Annotated in this window: 17 protein-coding genes and 2 tRNA genes; 10 read left to right on the top strand and 9 right to left on the bottom strand. The window is 62.0% G+C overall.

Going from position 1 to position 19558, the window contains the following annotated elements; translation table 11 throughout:
- The first annotated feature begins 400 nt into the window (after positions 1-400).
- Both K6T12_RS14435 and K6T12_RS14430 read left to right on the top strand, forming a co-directional pair.
- Positions 401-1546 carry a cation diffusion facilitator family transporter gene (locus K6T12_RS14435; RefSeq protein WP_222223576.1) on the top strand — a complete coding sequence of 382 codons (1146 nt, stop codon included), beginning with the start codon at positions 401-403 and terminating at the stop codon, positions 1544-1546.
- The gene (locus K6T12_RS14430; RefSeq protein WP_222223575.1) at positions 1543-2139 is read left to right on the top strand and encodes a YigZ family protein; all 597 of its coding nucleotides are present in this window, start codon (positions 1543-1545) and stop codon (positions 2137-2139) included. Before K6T12_RS14435 ends, K6T12_RS14430 begins: the two co-directional genes overlap by 4 nt.
- Here the strand turns inward: K6T12_RS14430 and K6T12_RS14425 are convergent.
- Together K6T12_RS14425 and K6T12_RS14420 are read right to left on the bottom strand one after the other, a co-directional pair.
- Positions 2136-3782 carry a SulP family inorganic anion transporter gene (locus K6T12_RS14425; protein ID WP_222223574.1) on the bottom strand — a complete coding sequence of 549 codons (1647 nt, stop codon included), beginning with the start codon at positions 3780-3782 and terminating at the stop codon, positions 2136-2138. The genes K6T12_RS14430 and K6T12_RS14425 overlap by 4 nt on opposite strands.
- A 234-nt stretch (positions 3783-4016) precedes the next feature.
- Positions 4017-5234 (bottom strand): L,D-transpeptidase family protein, encoded by a 1218-nt coding sequence (locus K6T12_RS14420; RefSeq protein WP_222223573.1) that lies wholly within the window; start codon positions 5232-5234, stop codon positions 4017-4019.
- Between the two features lie 286 nt (positions 5235-5520).
- On the opposite strand from K6T12_RS14420, the gene K6T12_RS14415 reads away from it, so the two are divergent.
- On the top strand, positions 5521-6543 hold the full coding sequence (locus K6T12_RS14415) for a GGDEF domain-containing protein (protein WP_222223572.1): 1023 nt from the start codon (positions 5521-5523) through the stop codon (positions 6541-6543).
- Positions 6544-6565: 22 nt separating this feature from the next.
- Here K6T12_RS14415 and K6T12_RS14410 read toward each other — a convergent pair whose 3' ends face one another.
- Entirely contained in the window at positions 6566-7342 is a 777-nt protein-coding gene (locus K6T12_RS14410; RefSeq protein WP_222223571.1) for a TOBE-like domain-containing protein, read from the bottom strand.
- Positions 7343-7501: 159 nt separating this feature from the next.
- Here K6T12_RS14410 and modA point away from each other — a divergent pair, with 159 nt between their 5' ends.
- From modA to K6T12_RS14390, 4 genes are all read left to right on the top strand, one after another.
- The gene (modA, locus tag K6T12_RS14405; RefSeq protein ID WP_315853610.1) at positions 7502-8269 is read left to right on the top strand and encodes a molybdate ABC transporter substrate-binding protein; all 768 of its coding nucleotides are present in this window, start codon (positions 7502-7504) and stop codon (positions 8267-8269) included.
- Positions 8269-8961, top strand: a complete 693-nt coding sequence (modB, locus tag K6T12_RS14400) for a molybdate ABC transporter permease subunit (RefSeq protein ID WP_255611754.1) — start codon at positions 8269-8271, stop codon at positions 8959-8961. Before modA ends, modB begins: the two co-directional genes overlap by 1 nt.
- Entirely contained in the window at positions 8955-10061 is a 1107-nt protein-coding gene (gene modC, locus K6T12_RS14395) for a molybdenum ABC transporter ATP-binding protein ModC (RefSeq protein WP_222223569.1), read from the top strand. The genes modB and modC overlap by 7 nt, the downstream gene beginning before the upstream one ends.
- A gap of 120 nt (positions 10062-10181) precedes the next feature.
- Entirely contained in the window at positions 10182-10739 is a 558-nt protein-coding gene (locus K6T12_RS14390; RefSeq protein WP_222223568.1) for a hypothetical protein, read from the top strand.
- Between the two features lie 69 nt (positions 10740-10808).
- Here K6T12_RS14390 and gorA read toward each other — a convergent pair whose 3' ends face one another.
- Positions 10809-12167, bottom strand: coding sequence for a glutathione-disulfide reductase (gene gorA / locus K6T12_RS14385; RefSeq protein ID WP_222223567.1), 1359 nt, complete (start codon positions 12165-12167; stop codon positions 10809-10811).
- A gap of 196 nt (positions 12168-12363) precedes the next feature.
- Between gorA and xthA the strand changes: the two genes are divergently transcribed.
- Positions 12364-13176: an exodeoxyribonuclease III gene (gene xthA, locus K6T12_RS14380; RefSeq protein WP_222223566.1), complete on the top strand. Its 813-nt coding sequence runs from the start codon at positions 12364-12366 to the stop codon at positions 13174-13176.
- 21 nt (positions 13177-13197) lie between these two features.
- Here xthA and K6T12_RS14375 read toward each other — a convergent pair whose 3' ends face one another.
- Entirely contained in the window at positions 13198-14130 is a 933-nt protein-coding gene (locus K6T12_RS14375) for a universal stress protein (protein ID WP_222223565.1), read from the bottom strand.
- A gap of 231 nt (positions 14131-14361) precedes the next feature.
- On the opposite strand from K6T12_RS14375, the gene K6T12_RS14370 reads away from it, so the two are divergent.
- Together K6T12_RS14370 and K6T12_RS14365 are read left to right on the top strand one after the other, a co-directional pair.
- The gene (locus tag K6T12_RS14370) at positions 14362-14766 is read left to right on the top strand and encodes a YgaP family membrane protein (RefSeq protein ID WP_222223564.1); all 405 of its coding nucleotides are present in this window, start codon (positions 14362-14364) and stop codon (positions 14764-14766) included.
- Between the two features lie 208 nt (positions 14767-14974).
- A complete protein-coding gene (locus K6T12_RS14365) occupies positions 14975-16252 on the top strand; it encodes a GGDEF domain-containing protein (RefSeq protein WP_222223563.1) in 1278 nt (425 codons plus the stop codon).
- 555 nt (positions 16253-16807) lie between these two features.
- Here the strand turns inward: K6T12_RS14365 and K6T12_RS14360 are convergent.
- From K6T12_RS14360 to htpG, 4 genes are all read right to left on the bottom strand, one after another.
- Positions 16808-16883, bottom strand: a tRNA-Gly gene (locus K6T12_RS14360).
- 2 nt (positions 16884-16885) lie between these two features.
- A tRNA-Glu gene (locus K6T12_RS14355) sits at positions 16886-16961 on the bottom strand.
- A gap of 229 nt (positions 16962-17190) precedes the next feature.
- Entirely contained in the window at positions 17191-17499 is a 309-nt protein-coding gene (locus tag K6T12_RS14350; protein WP_255611745.1) for a c-type cytochrome, read from the bottom strand.
- A gap of 139 nt (positions 17500-17638) precedes the next feature.
- Positions 17639-19558, bottom strand: coding sequence for a molecular chaperone HtpG (htpG, locus tag K6T12_RS14345; RefSeq protein WP_222223562.1), 1920 nt, complete (start codon positions 19556-19558; stop codon positions 17639-17641).

Raw genomic sequence — 19558 nt, 5'->3', positions numbered from 1 at the left:
GCCCCTGCTTGCTGACAGATCGTCAGCGCATGTTAGGACGAACGTCCAGCGCTGGCAACAGAGCCCTGGCCCGCCAACGCCCGTCACTGCGGGGCTCGCGCCGACTACCCACATACCCTGTGGATAACTTTGTGAGTATTGACCGAAAAAAGTCATAGAAGGCACGGATTCTTTACCCTTCAGCAAATTGATTATTTTTTGATCAGTGAAAAATATATTTATATTTATCAATAAGTTAAAAATGTCAACATGGTAACAATTGAAATTTTAAGCCGTTTCATCCTGCCAGTTGCCGGCACCGTGCACAGCAACCCGCCGGGCTGAACAATCACAGGCCGCACTGGTGGGATAGCCTACCAAAAAGCTAAAATCAGTCTTTAACCTGCAATCGAAGCCATACATGACCGAAACTGAGCAGCAACATAGAGCCGCGATCCGCATCACCCTGATCGGTTCATTGATCGATACCCTGCTGGGAATTAGCAAAATCGCCTTCGGCATGCTGTCCCATTCGGCCGCCCTGGTGGCGGATGGCATCCATTCGCTGTCTGACCTGGCCACCGATGCGCTGGTACTGGTGATGTTGCGCATCTCCGCCCAGGACCCCGACAAGGACCATCCCTGGGGGCATGGCCGCTTCGAAACGGTCGGCACGGTATTTCTCGGCAGCGCCTTGATCGCGGTGGCCGGCGCCATGGCCTACGAAAGTCTGCAGAACCTGCTTCAGGTCAGCAGCCTGAAGATTCCGGAATGGCCGGCACTGGTGGTCGCAGCGGTTTCTATCGTCGCCAAAGAGGGGATCTATCGCTACTCGCTGCAGATCGCCAACCAGGTCAATTCCGACCTACTGCGCGCCAACGCCTGGCACAGCCGCACCGATGCGCTGTCGTCGATCGTGGTTTTTGTCGGCGTGGCCGGCGCGATGTCCGGACTTCCCTGGCTGGATTCGGTCGCCGCCATCGCGGTAGCGCTGTTCGTCGCCCGAATCGGCTGGCGCTTCGCCTGGCAGAGCCTGCTGGAGCTGGTCGATACCGCGCTGCCGGACGAACAGCTGAAGCCGCTGCAGGCCTGTGTGATGAGCATCGATGGCATCCGCAATGTGCACAGTTTCAAAAGCCGCCGGGTTGGCAACCAGAGCGTGCTGGAGATGCATATCCAGGTGGCCCCCTACCTGAGTGCCTCGGAGGGCCATTTTCTCGGTGATCGGGCGGTCTGCAAGCTGCACGAGCAGTTCGAGGATATCGGCCACGTGATCTACCATATCGACACCTACGACGACGAACTCGAGCAGGTTTGCCATAGCCGGCCGTTGCGACCGCAGATCGAAGCACAACTGGCGCCACTGCTGGTTGAGCTGCCGCTGGGCCTGCAGCTGAAACGGCTCGACCTGCACTACCACCACCAGCAGATCGACCTGGAGCTCTGCTTCCTGTGGACCGAGTACCAGCACCCGAGCCCGGAACAACTGGCCTGCCAGGTCCGTGAGCAGCTGGGCAACCCGGCCTGGCTACACCGGGTCCAGATAAGCTTCGGAGCGGACGGATGAGCTACCAGCGTCCGGCCGGGCCCCATCGGGTCGAACTGGAGATCAAGAACAGCTCCTTCCTGGCGCTGGCGATGCCGGTTGATTCAGTCGACGACGCCCAGCAACAGCTGGAGCAGATCCGCCAGCAGCACCCGAAAGCCAACCACCACTGCTGGGCCCGCATCTGCGGCCGGCCGGATGACGGTCAGCTATGGAGCTGCAGCGACGACGGCGAGCCACGCGGCACCGCCGGCCAGCCGATGCTGCAAGTACTGCAGCACAGCGGCCTGGGCCAGATCCAGGTGGTGGTGGTGCGCTATTTCGGCGGTATCAAGCTGGGCACCGGTGGCCTGGTTCGGGCGTATAGCCAGTCGGTACAGGCGGTGCTGGAAACGCTACCGCTGGAAGCCGTGGTGGCCCGCCAACCGGTCACCCTGGCGGTGCCCCACTCGCTGACCGGCGAACTCGAGCAGTTGATCCGCCAACTGCAGCTGCCGGTCGACGAACGCCGTTGGCTGGCGGCATTCGAGGTGGATTGTCGGCTGACCGAGGCGCAACTGGACGCTGTCAGAGCCGAGCTGAACCGTTTTTCCGGCCAGCTGGAGCTGCGCTAAGCGCCAATCAACTTCTGCAGGGCATCCTCCAGCGCCTGGGCCCGGCTTTCGATGCAGTGCCCCTCCGGTACCAGCCGCAACACCCGCATCCGGGTCATGATATCGGTCACCACCGGGTTCATACCGACCAGGTAGAGCTGGCGGCCCGCTTGATCGGCTTCCAGCAGCAGCTCTTCAATTGCCATCGCAGTGGTAACGTCGATCAGCGGCACCCGGCTGAAATCCAGCAGCAGCGCTTCGTGGCCCTGGCTATCGGCCAGTTTGCGGCGGATACCGCGCGCAGCCGCGTAGCTGACCGGGCCGTTGAACTGGTAGAGCAACAACCGCCCCTCGGCGGCACGCAGTATCTCCAGCTCGCGCGGGGCCAGATCCTGGAACGCCTGCTCGGTTTCGCGGTGATAGACCCGGATCGCGTCCAGTTGGGTATCGGACAGCCGCTTGACGGTGATCACATTGGCCAGGAAGACACCGACCACAACGGCCGTGATCAGATCGACAAACACCGTCAGCACCAGCACCAGCAGCATCAGGCCGACCACGAATAGCGGCGCCCGATGCAGCCGGCGCAGGAAATTCCAGTCGATGATATCCAGCCCGACCTTGACCAGGATACCGGCCAGCACCGCGTGGGGGATCTGTTCGGCCAGCGGCCCGGCGCCCAGCACGATCAGCAACAGTGCCAACGCATGCACCACACCAGACAGCGCGCTACGCCCGCCAGCGCGGATATTGACCACCGTGCGCATGGTGGCGCCGGCACCGGGCAGACCGCCGAGCAGCCCTGCCGCCACGTTGCCTACCCCCTGGCCGATCAGTTCCCGGTCGGAGTCGTGATGGACCTTGCTCATATTGTCGGCCACCAACGAGGTCAGCAGAGAGTCGATCGAACCCAGCGCCGCCAACATCAATGCCGCCACCAGCATCTGCTGCAGCAGGTCGAGACTGAACTGCGGCAGCACCAAGCTCGGCAGACCGCTGGGGATCTCACCGATCACCGCCAATGAACCTTCAGGCAGAATCCAGTAAGCCACCAAACTACCCAACAACAGTGCCGCCAGCGGTGACGGCAGCAGTGCCGCCAGCCGGCGTGGATAGCACAGCTGCAACGCCAATATCGCCAGCCCCAGCAGCAGCGCTGGCCAGCCAGGTCCGGCGAGGTAGTGCGGCAATTGTCCGACCACGTCGGCCACCCCTGCAGCGGCGGGATAGCCGAACAGCGGTGGCAGCTGCAGCAGAATGATGATCACGCCGATGCCGCTCATGAAGCCGGAGATCACCGGAAACGGCACCAGGGTGATGTAGTTGCCCAGCCTGAGCAGGCCAAACAGAATCTGCAGGGCGCCGGCCATCATCACCACGGTAAAGGCCAGCAGCGGGCCGCGTTCCGGGTCGGCCGCCATGAACTGAGTCATCACCCCGGCCATCACCACCGTCATCGGCCCGGTCGGCCCGGATACCTGGGCTGGCGTACCGCCGAACAGCGCGGCAAACAGGCCGACACAGACCGCACCGTAGAGACCGGCAACCGCACCGGCGCCGGACGAGACACCAAAGGCCAGCGCCAACGGCAGCGCCACCACCGCCGCCGTCAGACCGCCATAGAGATCGCCACGCAAGCTATTGAAAGCCGGTAGATTCAACATCGCAGTGCTCCAGGCAACGGATGATCGCTAATGTCATCAACATAACCGGCAAATTGCGACGAATAAATCGAGCAATCGTCTTAGACGGGAGGTTCAGACCACCCTATACGGGCACGGGGACTGGTCGAAAATGATATAAGGCACCAGCGGAACTGGGCCAAGGCATTCTCCGCGTGGGCACAGACAACGTGCCCACCTTACCGGGCTGTAAACTCACAACTGTTAACTCAACACTTATCGCTGATCGACCAGCGGGTAGTCATCCCAGTGGTATACATCGCGGCGGAACTGCAATATACCGTCCGGTTCCACCCAGGCGGTCCAGTAGGTCAGGAACAGCGGCACTTCGCGCGGCAGCGGCAGTTCCAGGGTCTGCTCGCCGGCCAGCAGCACATCCAGATCCACCGTATCGTCCGACTCGTTGTCCATCAGCCTCTCGGCCAGTCGGCGCGGGTGCTCGATCCGGATACAGCCGGAGCTGAAGGTACGAAACGGCTCCCGGAACAGCGAATGTTGCGGGGTGCCGTGGATATAGACGGTATAGCGGTTGGGAAAGGTGAACTTGATATTGCCCAATGCGTTCTTGCGACCGGGCGGTTGCCAGAAACGCTGCTGCTGCGACCAGCGCCCCAAGTACAACCGCTGGAAATCGAGCTGCGACGGATCGAGCAGTTGCGGCGGCTTATCGTAACCCTGTACCAGTTTTAGACCGAGCCGGTTCAGTACCCGCTCGGGATTACGTCTCAGGTACGGAATAATATCGCGGTAGGCGATCCCCTTGGGTACGTTCCAGGCGGGATTGAGCACCACCGACTGTAGCTTCGAGCGTAGCTGCGGCGTCGGCCGGTCGGGCTGGCCGACAATCGCCCGCATCTGCAGTTCCAGCTGCCGGTCACGCACGTAACTCAACTGGTAGGCGGGGATATTGATCTGCAGGTATTCAGCCGGCGGCTCGGCGGGAAAGTCCGCCTGGCGATAGATATTCAGGGCGATCTGGTCGGCCCGCTGGTCAGGCGCCACGCTCAGTTCTGCACGGGTATTGGGCCCGATAATGCCATCGACCTTCAAACCATGACGGCTCTGGAAGCGACGCACCGCGTCATATAACGGCCGGTCATAATACTCGGAATTCACATGCCAGGGCTGCCAGGCGTTGTGATCGCCCAGAATGCTGAGTCGGCGCCGGATCTCAGACAGTTGCGGGTCGATCATGCCGAGGGTCAGATAGGGCCCGTCCGCCAGGCTTGACCAGCGCTCGCCCGGCGCCAACGAACGGTAGCGGCTCAGGGCTTCCGCCAGCGAGTGGTCCCGCACCGGTTGAAAGCTGGGTTCGGCGAATCCGGACGCCGACGCCACCTGATCCGCCGACGGCATCAGCACCTGAACTGGCGCGCCCTGTGCGGCCAGGCTGAAACAGAGGACAACGAGCGCTATAGCGCCGAGCATGCCCATTATTAGCGTCTCCCGGTTCAGTGAGACTGCAGAATTAAACTTTTCGACCGGCCAGCCGCTAAACAGTTCGATGGCGAGCAGAGATTGGCGTGCCAATTAATGATTGCGCCGCCCGGCGGGGAAATCGTCCCCTGCCCGTTGCCAGATCAATGTACGCCGGTCGCCATCCGGTGATACTTGTGGCCGTTTACGCGCCGGCGGGATCTTGTGGTACATTGCGCGCCCCGCTGCTGCTGCCGCAAAGGTAGTATTTGAACCGGCCGAATCCACCTGACACAGGATTACGATGAAGTTTACTGATAATGCCAGCCAGGCGGCGGACTATCTCCGCCAAGCAGTGCCATTGATGGTGAAGTACAACATTCCACCGAATCCACTCAACTATGCACTCTGGTACACCTACGTATCGGAGCGTTTACCGAAGCTCAATGCCCGTCTGGACGAGGCACTGGACACCTACGGCACCTGCCCCAACGTGGTCAGCGAACAGATCTTCCGCGACCACCTGATCCGCGAAGAGATCGGCGCCGCCGACGAACAGCAGGAGGCGTTGCTGGCGCTGATCAATCAGCTGGGCAGCCATGCGACCGAGACCGCCGCCCATACCGAAAACTACTCCACCGTGCTGGAAGACAGCCTACTGGCGTTCGACCGGCCCGATGACCAGCTCGACGCCCTGCCGCTGGAAGCGATCATCCGCAACCTGGCGGCCAACACCCGCGAGATCAGCGAAACCACCCGCGAGTTCCAGCGCCGAATCGATGACGCCCAGGCCGAAATCGAATCGCTGCGCAGCGAACTGAACAAGACCCGCCAGGATGCCCACTTCGATCCGCTGACCGGGCTCTACAACCGCCGGGTGTTTGACAGTGAACTGGAGCAGTTCACCCAGTTGGAGCAGGCCGGCAAGCTGACCCTGGTGATGCTGGATGTCGACCACTTCAAGCGGTTCAACGACAGCTACGGTCACCTGATGGGCGACAAGGTGCTGCAGTATGTCGGCCGGCTGTTGCGCGAAAGCTGCCCGGACCCGATGATGGCGATACGCTTCGGTGGCGAAGAGTTCGCGGTAATGATGCCCGGCTCCAAGCTGGCCGACGGCATCGAGCTGGCGGAGCGGCTGCGCGCCAAAATCCATGCGATCCGCATCAAGCAGAAACGCTCCGGCGATGTGATCAGTTCGATTACCGCCTCGTTCGGGGTCAGCCAGCTGCAACCTGGAGACAGCGCCGGCCAGCTGATCGACCGGGCCGACGGCGCGCTCTACAACGCCAAGAAACAGGGCCGCAACCGGGTCGTAACGGGTTAAACAGCGTCAGCCGTATTTTCGATTAAGAGAGCGCTGCCAACAACACCTGGTCGGCGGCGAAGCCCAGTGTCAGCGGCTGGCCCGGCGCCGGCAGCTCGCTCAGCGCACTGCTCTCCAGCTGGGCATAGAGCCGGTCCTGCGGCGACAACGCCAGGCTCAGCTCCAGCCGTTCACCCTGTTCGCTGCAACTGATCACCTCGCCAGCCAAGCGGTTGTCCAAGTCCGCCCGGTTGTCAGCCAGCACCACCGCCGGGGCCTTGATCAGCGCCAGCACCTCCTTGCCGGGCTGCAACGCCAGCCGCTGGCAACTGCCGCGGGTGATCTCGGCCTCGATCGGCGTACCACCGGCCAGCCGCAGCCGCACCCGATCATTCAGGCCGCGCGGCTCGATCGCTTCAACCACGCCGAACAGCTGGTTGCGGGCGCTGGTCTGCAGCGAGAATCGCGCCATCGCCCCCAACAGGCTGTGCAACGGCACCGACTCGTCCTGCAGCGCCCGCAGTGCCATCTGCTGGGTTTGCTCCAACAGCTCGTACAGCTGCAGCAACCGCTCCCCCAGCCGGGAAAGCGCGGCACCGCCGCCGCCCTTGCCGCCGACCGAACGCTCCACCAGCGGCTGACCGGCCAGCCGGTTCATCGTCTCAACCGCGTCCCAGGCGGTCTTGTAGCTGACGCCCGCCTGGCGGGCACCCTGGCTGATCGAACCGGTCTCCCCGATCTGCCGCAGCAAGCGGATCCGTTTGGGATCGGCGAACAACTGCCCCTGCTGACGCAACGTCAACGCGATATCCAGCTCCATCTCTCCCCTCTGCAGTGAGCCCATTGATGGTGATCAAGGGTAAGCACATTTTACGGCTTTTCCCAGCCGGCTGGCGTCCGACAAACCGCTATATACCTTGCTATATAACGATAGCCCGGGTTATCTTCAACTTTCGTTATTCAAGGGAGAATCGCTGCCGTGAAATGGCTGACCACCTGGCTGCTGCCGCTGATGCTGATTGCATCCGGCGCCCGCGCCGAGGAACGGATCTACCTGTTCGCCGCTGCTTCGATGAGCAACGCACTGCAGACACTGGCAGAGCGCTACCAGCGGCAACAGGACGTTCGTATTGTCGGCTCCTTTGCCGCCTCCTCGGCACTGGCCCGCCAGATCAGCCAGGGTGCACCGGCCGACATCTATATCTCGGCCAACCAGCGCTGGATGGATTACCTGGAACAACAGCAACAACTGGCTGCCGGCAGCCGCCGCACCCTACTGGGCAATAGCCTGGTGCTAATCACTCCGCAGCACAGCACGCTGGAGGCATTCCAGATTGACAGTCATTGGCCGCTGGCAGAGCAGCTGGGCGACGGCCGTCTGGCGGTCGGCGACCCGGACCACGTACCGGCCGGCCGCTATGCCCGGCAGGCGCTGGAGACGCTCGGCCTATGGCAACGGGCGGCACCCCGCCTGGCCCGTACCCACAATGTGCGCGCTGCCCTGGCCCTGGTTGAGCGCGGCGAGGCGCCGCTGGGGATCGTCTACGGCAGCGACGGCCTGGTCTCAGAAAAGGTGCGGGTACTGGCCCGCTTTCCGTCCGACAGCCATCAACCGATCGAGTACCCGGTGGCGATTGTCGAGGGCCACCGGCGACCGGCGGTCGAGGCGTTCTACCGCTATCTGCAGTCAGCCGAAGCCAACAAGGTCTTTGTGCAATACGGCTTTTCACCGGTGGTGCAACCATGATGCTGAGCGCCTACGAATGGGAAGCGCTGCAGCTGAGCCTGCGGGTCTCCGCCGTGGCGGTGCTGTTCAGCCTGCCCTTGGGAATCTTCTTTGCCTGGCTGCTGGCCCGCCGACAGTTCCCCGGCAAGGCGCTGCTGGACGGCCTGATCCACCTGCCGCTGGTGCTGCCGCCGGTGGTGGTCGGTTACCTGCTGCTGGTGCTCATGGGACGACAGGGAGCGATCGGCAGCTGGCTGAACGACTGGTTCGGCCTGTCGTTCAGCTTCAGTTGGCGGGGCGCCGCGCTGGCCGCGGCGGTAGTTTCCTTCCCACTGATGGTGCGGGCGATCCGGCTGGCGCTGGAGGCGGTCGACAGCCGGCTTGAACAGGCCGCCCGCACACTTGGCGCCAGCCGGGCGAAAGTGTTCCTGACCATCACCCTGCCGCTGACCCTGCCCGGCATCCTGACCGGCACCCTGCTGGCATTTGCCCGCAGCCTGGGCGAGTTCGGCGCCACCATCAGCTTCGTCTCCAACATCCCCGGCGAGACCCGCACCCTGCCGTTGGCGATGTTCAGCTTTATCGAAACGCCGGGCGCCGAAGCCGAAGCGGCCCGCCTCTGCGTGATCGCAATCCTGATTGCGCTGGCCTCGCTACTGATTTCGGAATGGCTGACCCGGCTCAGCCGGCGCCGGCTGGAGGCCGCATGCTGAAGATCGAAACCCGCCAGCGGCTGGGCACCCTGAACCTGGAGACCGACCTGCAACTGCCGGCCAGCGGAGTGACCGCGCTGTTCGGCCGTTCCGGCTCCGGCAAGACCTCGTTGATCAACCAACTGGCCGGCCTGAGCCGACCAGACAGCGGCCGTATCCAGCTCAATGACCAGCTGCTGTTCGACAGCAGGCGGCGCATCAACCTGCCACCGGAAAAGCGCCGGGTCGGCTACGTATTCCAGGACGCCCGCCTGTTCCCGCACTACCGGGTGCGGGGCAACCTGCTGTACGGCCAGCGCCGACGGAACCCGGAGAAACTGGCGCGGATCGTCGATCTGCTCGGCATCGGCCGGTTGCTGGAACGCTACCCGGCCACCCTGTCCGGTGGCGAAAAACAGCGGGTGGCGATCGGCCGGGCGCTACTGAGCGATCCGCAGCTGCTGTTGATGGACGAGCCACTGGCCTCGCTGGACCTGCCCCGCAAACGGGAACTGCTGCCCTGGCTGGAGCGGCTGGCCCGCGAGGTCCGACTGCCGATTCTCTATGTCAGCCACAGCCTGGAGGAGGTATTGCACCTGGCCGATCGGATGGTATTGCTGAACAGCGGCCAGGTGGTCGCCCAGGGGCCGCTGGAGCAGGTCTGGCAATCGGAACAGCTGCAACCCTGGCTGCCGGCGGAGCAGCGTAGCAGCCTGCTGCAGGCCGAGATCGCAGAACACCATCCGCAATACCGGCTCAGCGCGCTGTCATTGTCCGACGAGCTGCGCCTGTGGGTGCCGCAATTGGCCCATCCGCCCGGCCGGCCGGTGCGGCTGATGGTCGCCGCCCAGGACGTATCGCTCTGCCTGCAACGGCCGCAACAGACCAGCATCCGTAATATTCTGCCGGCACGGGTCAAGGCGATCCGTCCAGACCCGGATGGCCCCACGGTGCAGGTTGAGCTGGCTGTCGGCCGGCAGACCCTGTTCGCCGCAATCACCCACTGGGCCTTGCAGGAGTTGCAGCTTTCAACAGGCCAGTCGCTGTTCGCCCAGCTCAAGAGCGTCAGCATCAGCCAGCAGGACCTGGCCGAACCACCGACCGGCACTGAGCAAGCCTAGATCTGATCGATCAACTATTACACAGCAAATGCTGTACAACGCTCCGCCAGTTGAACTACACTTCTGACGATCCGTCACACAAGGCATCTATCGCCGCTGATCAGTCAAAGGGACTTGATGATGAACAGCATCTACCAGCCGCAGGGCGCGGCGCTATTCACTCAATTAGATTCCACTTCCGACCAGCCATCCGGTCAGTCGTTGCCGGCTTCGGCAATCACCGAGTTTCGCCATATCTGGCAGCAGATTCTTCACCTGTTCGAGGAACACCTGTTCGCACTGGACCTGACGCTCAGGAAAAAGATCGCCGCCGACCTGGCGCTGCCGGATGACCAGCCGTTCAGCCTGTACCAGAGCTGGGACCGGCTGCAGCACGGCCACCCACTGCTGATCGCCAACCGCCACCCGCCGCAGGTCCACCCCTGTTCGGCGCAGATTCATGGCTATCTGGAACGCCATCACGAACAGTTGGAACGGTTCAGCCTGCTGGCCCGGCGGGAACGGGAATATCCGCCGTTCGCCCAGTGGATGGCGGCACACGGCTTCGACGCCGGCAAGGAACAGAGCCTGCTTGAGGCGCGTGAATTGCTCCAGCAGATGCAGCAACAGCTCAAGTCGTTCACTCTTCGGACTGTGTCGGATGCCGCCGATGAGCTAGAGATGGCCGAGTCGGCCTGAATTCGAGCCAGGATGTAAAAACAAGCCCCGCAGTTGCGGGGCTTGTGCTTTTCCGGACAGGCCGACAGATCAGCTGCTGGCCGGCTCGCGCATGGTAACGAACTCCTCCGCCGCCGTCGGATGGATGCCGATGGTGGCGTCGAACACCGCCTTGGTGGCGCCCGCCTTCAATGCGACGGCGATCCCTTGGATGATCTCGCCGGCCTCCGGGCCGACCATATGTACGCCCAGCACCCTGTCGCTATCGCGATCGACGATCATCTTCATGAAGGTTTTCTCGCTGCTGCCGCTGAGGGTGTGTTTCAACGCCCGGAAGCTGGACTTGTAGATATCCACCGCCGCATAGCGTTCGCGGGCCTGCTCCTCGGTCAGCCCGACGGTACCGATATTCGGCTGGCAGAACACCGCGGTCGGTATCAGCTCATAATCCACCTTCTGGCTCTGGTTGCCGTACAGGTTACGCACCAACGCCATCCCCTCGGCCAGCGCCACCGGGGTCAGCTGCACCCGGTCGGTAACGTCGCCGATCGCGTAGACCGATGGCACGCTGGTCTGGAACTGGTCGTTGACCACGACGGCGCCGTTGTCGCGCAGCTCGACGCCCAGCTGCTCCAACCCCAGCCCGGTCACCTTCGGCACCCGGCCGGTGGCGTACATGATGCAGTCGGCATCCAGCACCGTACCGTCGGTCAGGTAGGCCTGCAGGCTGCCGTCGGCCAGTTTCTCGATCTTCTCGATATTGGTGCCAAAACGCAGGTCGACGCCCTTCTTGCGCACCTCTTCGGCGGTAAACTCGCGCACCTCGTTGTCGAAACCGCGCAGGAACAGCTCGCCCCGATAGATCAGGCTGGTCTGGGCGCCCAGGCCGGCGAAGATACCGGCGAACTCCACGGCGATATAGCCGCCGCCGACCACCAGCACCCGCTCTGGGAACTGGTCCAGGTAGAACGCCTCGTTGGAGCTGATCACATGTTCGCTGCCCGGGAACTCGGGCACATAGGGCCAGCCGCCGACGGCAACCAGAATCCGCTCGGCGCTATAGGTCTTGTCGCCCACCGCCACCGTGTGCGGGTCGACCAGCGTGGCGCGGCCGTCGATCAGGGTGCAGCCGGAGTTGACCAGCAGGTTGCGGTAGATACCGTTCAGGCGTTCGATCTCGCGGGTCTTGTTGTCACGCAGGGTCGGCCAGTCGAAATGGGCTTCGCCCGGCAGCCAGCCGAAACCACGCGCCTCTTCGAAATCGTCGGCGTAGTGCGAGGCGTAGACAAACAGCTTCTTCGGCACACAGCCGACGTTGACGCAGGTACCGCCCAGGTGACGCTCTTCCGCCACCGCGACCCGCACGCCCATCGCCGCCGCCATGCGGCCGGCACGGACACCGCCGGAGCCGGCACCGATCACAAACAGATCAAAATCGAATTCTGACACCTTATCCCCCCATTTCCCTGAGCTAGCAACCTGTCGGACTAGGCTGCTAAGCAAATATCGGCACTGTACCGACAAACCGGCCGAACCACCAATAGAGATCGGCTAACAGCACCATTGGCCGCCGCTATCCGCCAGTGGCGCCGGGCATGATAGACTGGCCGCTTTTCAGGAAGTTCAGAATTGGGAGATCGGACGGATGAAACTGGTCTGTTTTAACGTCAACGGCCTGCGCTCGCGGCTGCATCAGCTGGCAGCGGTGATCGACAAGCACCAGCCGGACATCATCGGCCTGCAGGAAACCAAGGTGGTCGACGAGCTGTTCCCGGCCGAGGAGATCCGGCAGATGGGTTACCATGTCGAGTACCACGGCCAGAAGGGACATTACGGCGTCTGCCTGATCTCCAAACAGCCGCCGCTCAAGTTGCAGAAAGGTTACCTGACCGACGACGAAGACGCCCAGCGCCGGATGATCATCGGCGAATACGGCGACGGCAACGGCGGCAGCTTCACCGTGTTGAACGGCTACTTCCCGCAGGGGGAGAACATCGCCCATGAGATCAAATTCCCCGCCAAGCGCAGATTCTACGCAGACCTGCAGGCCCACCTGGAGCAACATTGCGACCCGGCCCAGCCGCTGGTGGTGATGGGCGACCTGAACATCTCACCGCAGGACTGCGATATCGGCATCGGCGAGGACAACCGCAAGCGCTGGCTGCGCAGCGGCAAGACCAGCTTCCAGCCGGTAGAGCGGGAATGGCTGCAGCGGCTGCTGGCCTGGGGGCTGCACGACACCTTCCGCCAACTGCATCCGGACAATGCGGAGACCTTCAGCTGGTTCGATTACCGCTCACGCGGTTTCGAGCGCGAGCCCAAGCGCGGCCTGCGAATCGATGCGATCCTGGCGACCGACAGCCTGATGCAGCGTTGCGTCGATGCCGGCGTCGACTACGAGATCCGCGGCATGGACAAACCGTCCGATCACGCACCGATCTGGGCCGAGTTCAAGTAACCCAATACGGCCCCTGGCGGATCATCCTATCGCGGCAACCGGGCTGACGAAGTCCGGTTGCTTGACCACCAGCAGGTCGCAACTGATCTTATCCATCACCCGCCGCACGGTACTGCCCAGCAGCAACCGGTCGACCATATCGCGATCGGCCTCGCCCAGCACCAGGATGTCCAGATTTCGCTCGGCGGCGTAACGCGGCAACGACACGTGGCATTCGCCGGACAGGAAGTTGAGCCCGGTCTCGGGCGGCAGCTCGCTACCGGCCACGAACTCCGACACTACCGTGCGATGCTCGCGGTTGACCTTGTCTTTCAGCGCTTCGTAGTCGGTCACCACATGCTCGTCGAAGATCGCCGAATGGGGCAGGCTGTGGATACTGTGCAACACCTCCGGTACCACGCCGAAGCCGGCCGCCAGCTTGGCGGTGACGCTAAGCAGTTGCTGGTCCAGCGACACCGGAACCTCGCTCTGATGGAACGGGTCCAGCCCCACCGCCACCAGCGGCTGTTCGCGCCAGCGGTGCTCCTTGGCCAGCAGCAGCGGCATCGGGCAGAGCCGAACCAGCTCCGCCTCCATCTCACCGAACAACCGTTGCAGCAACGTGTGTGGCGCCAGTTCGACCACCACCAGGTCGGCCTCGTAACGCAGCGCCTTCTGCACGATGCCGTGCGCCTGCTTCTTCTGCCAGCAGGCATCGACACCGACCTTGATGCCGGCCTTCTCCAGCGCGCTGGCCATCGACTCGAGGCGCTCTTCGATCTGTTTGACATAGCCGTGCTCGGCATGGACTTCGGCCGCGTGGTCGAACATGTAGCTCTGTTTCAGCGAGCGATTGAAACAGCAGTCGAACAGCTCGACCTGGGCATTGAAGCGACCTGCTAGCTGGATCAGCTTGTCCACCAGCACATCGTGATCAGGCATCGGATCCACATGAACCAGAATTCTTTCGAACATCGGATACTCCCCGGGTCGTTGATTTTCAGCGCCGTCCGATTCCTTTCTCTGTTCCAAGATAGTTCAGCAGCAACCCGACTGGCCAAGAAAGCCTTCAAACAAGCCCTGCTTGCATTGCCACTACAGGGGCAACCCGGCAACAGATACCCCCAAGCAATTTCCCATAACGCTTTACATTAGGGATATCTAATTTAATATAAGCTTATTCCTTAAATAAAAGTGGAGCCCACCATGAGCCTTAACGCCGCCCTACGCCTGACGGCCGGCAGTTTCATTCTGATCAGCCTGATCCTCGGCTATTTCCTGACCCCTTACTGGTACTACCTGACCGGTTTCGTCGGTCTGAATCTGCTGCAATCCGGCTTCACCCGCTGGTGCCCGGCCATCAGCCTGTTTCGCCGGCTGGGCCTGAAAGAGGAAACCTGCGGCGGCCGACCATCCGTGCAGCAGGGAGTCCACCTGATCGCCGGCCTACTGGTACTTACAACCGTGGCACCGGTGCTGTTCATGCAAGCGAGTCAAAACTGGCTGCTGCTGACCGCAGTGATCGGTGCCAGCCTGGGGCAGTCCGCTTTCAGCGGCTGGTGCCCGGCGATGACATTCGCCCGCCTGCTGGGTTGTAAACCGGCTCAATAATCCCTGCCGACATTCACCCGGGCCGCGTCTGACGACCCTGATCGACTCTCGTCACACAGAGATTGCACGGCCAACCTTCCAGCCCGTCCACCGCTGCCCCTTGGTACATCCAAGATTGACGCCAACACCTTGTCGAGCAACACCTTTCCGACCGGTTATGGTAGAGTCTGCGTTTCCGCTCAACCCCTGGTGTATGAAGGAACACGCGTTGGCATTTCGCATTTTCCGGCTGCTGTTTCCGGTTGTCCTGTTGCTTGGCGGCGCCACCGTCGCCCTGAACAGCGTGAATGACCTGTCCGCTGAATATCAGACCGTGCTGACCCTGGTGCCTTATCTGCTGGCCCTGGTCGCCGTCCCGCTTGGTTACAGCTTCAATCGCAGCCGGGTGGTGCTGGGTGCGCTGAACCTCTGCGCCGCCTATTGGTTGATCCAGACCGGATTGCAGACCAGTCTCGACCAGCCGCACACCTTCGTACTGTTCAGCCTGCTGGCCATCGTGCTGCCACTCAACACCGGCCTGATCGCGCTCTACCAGGAACGCGGCCTGCTGACGCCTCTCGGTGCCGTCCGGCTGGCGGTAGTGGTGCTGAGCTACAGCCTGCTCTACCTGCTGTGGCAGAACCAGCAGTTAGGCTACTTCCTACCCGAATTGCCGATGCTGATGCTGGAGATGCTGCTGCATAACCACTACATGAGCCAAGCCTCGGCGATCGCCTTTCTGGTCGCGGCACTGCCGGTAATCGCCTCGCTGGCATTCCGGCGCACCCATACCGACGGCGCGCTGCTGGCGTCGCTGCTGGCGGCCGGCATCCTGCTGATCTGGTTCGACCAGCCGCTGATCTCGGCGCTATTCGTCTCCGCCGCACTGATCACCCTGTGCACATCGGTGGTGCAGAACTCGCACAGCATGGCCTTCCTCGACGAACTGACCGGCATTCCGGCGCGGCGCGCGCTGATGGACAAACTGAGCACGTTAGGCCGGCGCTATACCATCGCGATGATGGATGTCGATCACTTCAAAAAATTCAACGACACCTACGGCCACGATATCGGCGACCAGGTGCTGCGGATGGTGGCCAGCCAGATCCGCCGGGTCGGCGGCGGCGGCAAGGCGTTCCGCTACGGTGGCGAGGAGTTCACCGTGGTGTTCGCCGGCAAGACAGAAGAGGAAGCGCTGGTCTACCTGGAGGAGGTGCGCGAACGGATCGCCAACTACCCGATGCATATCCGCAGCCAGCAGCGGCCGCAGAACAACGAGACCGGCCGCCAGCTGCGCAACATGGGCGATAAGAGCGAAGTGGTCAGTGTGACCATCAGTATCGGGCTCTGCGAAAAGGACAGCGAACACGCCGACGCGATGGCGGTGATCAAGGCTGCCGACCAGGCATTGTATGCCGCCAAGAACCATGGCCGCAACTGCTCGGTGGCGGCCCACAATCCCCCCGCCCGCAAGCAGCGCCGCTCCAGAACCGATTTCGCCAACTGAAGCGCATACTTCTTAAGATGACAGCTACTTTAGAGAAGGGCTTCAGCCACGGCAGGGTTGGTACAGTCCGTGGATATCGCCCTCGGTACCCAAGGGGCATACCAAGCGGGCTGCTACAAATCTGAAGCCCTTGTAGCAGCGGGCTCCGACCGCGACAGGGTTGGCACGACCGCAGATGTCGCCCTCGGTACCCAAGGGGCATACCAAGCGGGCCGCTGCGAAGCTGAAGCCCTTGTAGCAGCGGGCTCCGACCGCGGCAGGGTTGGCACGGCCGCAGATATCGCCCTCGGTACCCAAGAGGCATACCAAGCGGGCCGCTACAAAGCTGAAGCCCTTGCAGCAGCGGCTTGGCATGCCCTTTGGGTACCGACCGCGGCAGCGGTTGATACCAGCAGCCAATTTAGAGAAGCGCATGGCCCAGTCCGAAAGACCGAAAGACCGAAAGACCGAAAGACCGAAAGACCGAAAGACCGAAAGACCGAAAGAAAACGATACAGCGCTTTCCAGCGCGAAAAAACGAAAAAACCAGCCACTAGGGCTGGTTCTTCTGGAATCTGGAGCGGGAAACCGGGTTCGAACCGGCGACCTCAACCTTGGCAAGGTTGCGCTCTACCAACTGAGCTATTCCCGCAATGGCGTCCCATAGGGGGTTCGAACCCCTGTTACCGCCGTGAAAGGGCGGTGTCCTAGGCCACTAGACGAATGGGACGCTGTAGCCGTTGCCTTAACAACGGGAGCGAATATTAAAGATATGTTTCAGAGCGGTCAAGCCCTTCTTTGCAAAAAATTTGTCTTTTCAATATGTTAGCTAATTTTTAATCAGCTCTTCCCTGGTTGGCTACAGCTGCTGATCGGCCGCAAAGCCACCTGCCCACCGCTGACGAACAGGCACAAAAAAGCCGCGATTGACGCGGCTTACTGGCGGGCCGGATAACCGTTTACTGCGCCCGATCGACGAACAGTTGCACCGCCGCCTTGATCTGGCCTTCGTCGCAGTTCATGCAGGTCCCTTTCGGCGGCATTGCGCCTTTGCCGGTCAGTACCGTCTGGGTCAGTGCGTCCAGGCCTTTGGCCAGGCGCGGCGCCCAGGCAGCCTTGTCACCCGGCTTCGGCGCTCCGCCCAGCCCAGCCGTATGGCAGGCCTCGCAATGGCCCTTGAACACCGCCTCGGCATCCATCGCCTGAGCACTGGCCGACAGCAGTACCAACGCCGCCAGGCCAGCCGTCATTCCGATCATCCGTTGCATTCTCACTCTCCTCATTGATTCTGCGGACAGTTCAGCACAGATGCCCACGGCAGCTGTTGATACCGGTCAGCATTCGAGCGCCGACAACGAAAAAGGGCCGCTAATGCGACCCTTTTCGAAGCGTGGTTTAATGGCCGGCTTACTGGCTCAGTTCCAGCAACAGCTTGTTGAGTCGGGACACGTAAGCCGCCGGGTCGTCCAGCTGGTCACCGGCGGCCAGGCCGGCCTGTTCGAAGATCACCAGCGCCAGGTCGGCGAAGCGGTCTTCATCGGCTTCCTGATCCAGCTTGCTGATCAGCGGATGCTGCGGGTTGATCTCGAAGATCGGCTTGCTGTCCGGTACCGCCTGACCGGCCGCCTCCATGATCTTGCGCATCTGGGCGCCCATGTCGTAGGCACCGATCACCAGGCAAGCCGGCGAGTCGGTCAGACGGTGGGTCACCCGCACCTCGGAGACCTTCTCCTTCAGCGCGCCGTTAAGACGCTCGACCAGCCCTTCCAGCTCCTTGGCGGCCGCTTCCTGCTCCTTCTTCTCCTCCTCGGACTCGGTCTCGCCCAGGTTCAGCTCGCCCTTGACGACATCCTGGAACGACTTGCCGTCGAAGTCGAACAGCTGGCTCATCATCCACTCGTCGATCCGGTCGGACAGCAGCAGTACCTCAATCCCTTTCTTACGGAAGATCTCCAGGTGCGGGCTGCTCTTGGCGGTGTTGTGGGAATCGGCCACCACGTAGTAGATCTTGTCCTGGCCTTCCTTCATGCGGGAGATGTAGTCTTCCAGCGAGACCGTCTGCTCGGCGCTGTCGGTGTGGGTGGACGCGAAGCGCAGCAGCTTCATCACCTTGTCACGGTTGGCGTGGTCTTCCGCCGGACCTTCCTTCAGCACCTGACCGAACTCCTTCCAGAAGGTCTGGTACTTTTCAGCGTCGTTCTTGGCCAGCTTGGCCAGCATGTCCAGCACCCGCTTGGTCAGCGCGCTGCGCAACTTGTCGACGTTGGCATCCTGCTGCAGGATCTCGCGGGAAACGTTCAGCGACAGGTTGTTGGAGTCCACCACCCCCTTGATGAAACGCAGATAGATCGGCAGGAACTGGTCCGCCTGGTCCATGATGAACACCCGCTGGATGTACAGCTTCAGCCCCTTCGGCGCTTCGCGGTTCCAGAGGTCGAACGGCGCCCGCTCCGGCAGGTACAGCAGGCTGGTGTACTCCAGGTTGCCTTCAACCCGGTTGTGGGCCCAGCTCAGCGCATCGGAGAAGTCGTGGGAGATATGCTTGTAGAACTCCTGATACTCCTCGTCCTTGATCTCGCCCTTGTTGCGAGTCCACAGGGCGGTAGCGCTGTTGACGGTTTCCTCTTCCGGCGCCTTGTCGGCAGCCTCCTTGGTCTCCTCGTCATCGCCACCCAGCTCCTCTTTCTGCATCACCACCGGGATGGAGATGTGGTCGGAGTACTGGCGGACCAGCTGGCGCAGTTTCCAGCCGTCGGCGAACTGCTCTTCACCCTCTTTCAGGTGCAGCACGATACGGGTACCGCGCTCAGCTTTATCGATGGTGGCAACTTCGAACTCGCCCTCACCCTCGGATACCCAGTGCACCCCGTCAGCGGCATCGACGCCCGCCTTGCGGGTAAACACTTCGACCTTGTCGGCGACGATGAACGATGAGTAGAAGCCGACGCCGAACTGACCGATCAGCTGGCTGTCCTTGGTCTGGTCGCCGGTCAGGCTGGCCAGGAACTGGGCGGTGCCGGACTTGGCGATGGTGCCGAGGTGTTCGACCACATCATCGCGGGTCATACCGATACCGTTATCTTCGACGGTCAGAGTCTTGGCGTCCTTATCGAAACTGACGCGGATCCGCAGGTCGCCGTCATTCTCGTAAAGGCTGCCATCGGACAGCGCAGCGAAGCGCAGTTTTTCGGCCGCGTCGGAGGCGTTCGAGATCAGTTCACGCAGGAAGATCTCCTTGTTGGAGTACAAGGAGTGGATCATCAGCTGCAGCAGTTGTTTGACTTCGGTCTGAAAGCCGTGGGTTTCTTTACGGGTTTCGGTCGTCAT

Source organism: Marinobacterium arenosum, from assembly GCF_019795155.1.
Classification (GTDB): domain Bacteria; phylum Pseudomonadota; class Gammaproteobacteria; order Pseudomonadales; family Balneatricaceae; genus Marinobacterium_C; species Marinobacterium_C arenosum.
This window is presented reverse-complemented; position numbering and strand designations above follow the sequence as displayed.

What these genes read in the sequence shown, in the direction of transcription:
- K6T12_RS14435 (WP_222223576.1), top strand. Translation starts at nt 401, where the DNA reads ATGACCGAAACTGAGCAGCAACATAGAGCCGCGATCCGCATCACCCTG.
- K6T12_RS14430 (WP_222223575.1), top strand. Translation starts at nt 1,543, where the DNA reads ATGAGCTACCAGCGTCCGGCCGGGCCCCATCGGGTCGAACTGGAGATC.
- K6T12_RS14425 (WP_222223574.1), bottom strand. Translation starts at nt 3,782, where the DNA reads ATGTTGAATCTACCGGCTTTCAATAGCTTGCGTGGCGATCTCTATGGC.
- K6T12_RS14420 (WP_222223573.1), bottom strand. Translation starts at nt 5,234, where the DNA reads ATGGGCATGCTCGGCGCTATAGCGCTCGTTGTCCTCTGTTTCAGCCTG.
- K6T12_RS14415 (WP_222223572.1), top strand. Translation starts at nt 5,521, where the DNA reads ATGAAGTTTACTGATAATGCCAGCCAGGCGGCGGACTATCTCCGCCAA.
- K6T12_RS14410 (WP_222223571.1), bottom strand. Translation starts at nt 7,342, where the DNA reads ATGGAGCTGGATATCGCGTTGACGTTGCGTCAGCAGGGGCAGTTGTTC.
- modB (WP_255611754.1), top strand. Translation starts at nt 8,269, where the DNA reads ATGCTGAGCGCCTACGAATGGGAAGCGCTGCAGCTGAGCCTGCGGGTC.
- modC (WP_222223569.1), top strand. Translation starts at nt 8,955, where the DNA reads ATGCTGAAGATCGAAACCCGCCAGCGGCTGGGCACCCTGAACCTGGAG.
- K6T12_RS14390 (WP_222223568.1), top strand. Translation starts at nt 10,182, where the DNA reads ATGAACAGCATCTACCAGCCGCAGGGCGCGGCGCTATTCACTCAATTA.
- xthA (WP_222223566.1), top strand. Translation starts at nt 12,364, where the DNA reads ATGAAACTGGTCTGTTTTAACGTCAACGGCCTGCGCTCGCGGCTGCAT.
- K6T12_RS14375 (WP_222223565.1), bottom strand. Translation starts at nt 14,130, where the DNA reads ATGTTCGAAAGAATTCTGGTTCATGTGGATCCGATGCCTGATCACGAT.
- K6T12_RS14370 (WP_222223564.1), top strand. Translation starts at nt 14,362, where the DNA reads ATGAGCCTTAACGCCGCCCTACGCCTGACGGCCGGCAGTTTCATTCTG.
- K6T12_RS14350 (WP_255611745.1), bottom strand. Translation starts at nt 17,499, where the DNA reads ATGCAACGGATGATCGGAATGACGGCTGGCCTGGCGGCGTTGGTACTG.
- htpG (WP_222223562.1), bottom strand. Translation starts at nt 19,558, where the DNA reads ATGACGACCGAAACCCGTAAAGAAACCCACGGCTTTCAGACCGAAGTC.